The organism is Candidatus Hydrogenedentota bacterium, assembly GCA_016791475.1.
GTDB lineage: Bacteria > Hydrogenedentota > Hydrogenedentia > Hydrogenedentales > JAEUWI01 > JAEUWI01.
On sequence record JAEUWI010000111.1, the window covers coordinates 1 to 1,135 of the forward strand.

The 1,135-nt window shown below is 61.6% G+C and carries 2 protein-coding genes; one reads left to right on the top strand and one right to left on the bottom strand.

What is annotated here, in order from left to right; translation table 11 throughout:
• A partial coding sequence (locus JNK74_28115; protein ID MBL7650055.1) for a four helix bundle protein occupies positions 1-505 on the top strand: 505 nt, incomplete at its 5' end.
• 318 nt (positions 506-823) lie between these two features.
• On the opposite strand, the gene JNK74_28120 is transcribed toward JNK74_28115, so the two are convergent.
• A partial coding sequence (locus tag JNK74_28120) for a hypothetical protein (GenBank protein MBL7650056.1) occupies positions 824-1,135 on the bottom strand: 312 nt, incomplete at its 5' end.

Sequence of the window (1,135 nt, forward strand, 5' to 3'; positions counted from 1 at the left end):
TAAGCGGCTTGTGGCTTGCGGCTGGTGGCCTGTGGCCTGCGGCTGGTGGCTTGCGGCCTGCGGTATGAAGCCCGTGGCGTTCGGGTCTGTGCAGAACGGCTCAGGGGTGGTGCGGATCGGATCACCGAACTTCGATCAACATCATTCGACCATGAAGAACTTCAAGAAACTCGAGGTTTGGCAGCTCGGCATGGACATCATAGATGTCGTCTTCGACCTTTACGAGGACCTGCCCTATTCCAAGGTCGCCGAACTCAAGGGACAGTCTACGAGGGCCGCTATTTCCATCACATCCAATATCGCCGAAGGCAGTTCAAGACGGACTGAAAAGGACAAGCTCCGGTTCATGGAGATCGCCTTGGGGTCGTCGTTCGAGCTTGAAACGCAGACCCTGGTGCTGCAGAGGCGTCCATGGGCACCCAAGGAGAAGGTGGAAGAGCTGCTGATGCTCATCGAACATCATCAGATCAAGCTCATGGCCTTCATCAAGAAGTTCACGCTCTGATCAGCGACGTTGGGCTTTCAGCCTCCCGCTTTCAGCTACCTGCTACCGGCCTCCAGCTTCCGGTCTCCAGCCTCCAGCTTCCAGCTTCAAGCCTCCAGCCGCAGGCCTCCCGCCTCCAGCTTCCAGCTTTCAGCTTCCGGCCTCCAGCCTCTAGCCTCCAGCCTCCAGCTTCCAGCTTCCGGTAGTTGTGAGCGGCTTGTGGCCTGTGGCCTGCGGCTGGTGGCTTGCGGCCTGTGGCTTGAGGCCTGCGGCTGGTGGCCTGTGGCTTGCGGCTGGTGGCCTGTGGCTTGCGGCTGGTGGCCTGCGGCTGAGTTTCCGCTAGAAGCTCCAGCTCAGGCCCGCGCTCGGCAGCACCGGCAGCTGGTCCACCCGCCGGGCGCGCACCCGGTCGTAGTAGAAGATGTTGTCCCGGTCATAAGCGTTCGTCACGCTCAGGTCGAGTTCGATCGCACTGCGGTCGCTCAGGCGCCAGGTCTTGGTCACCCCCAGGTCCAGGCGGTGGTAGTCCGGCAGGCGGCCCTGGTTCAGCGGACCATAGAGCAGCACCAGCTCACCGTTGCTGAAGGTATAGTCCGTACCGATGCCGCTGCCGAAGGGGTTGCCCTCGATGTAGCCCTGCGTCTGCGTGAA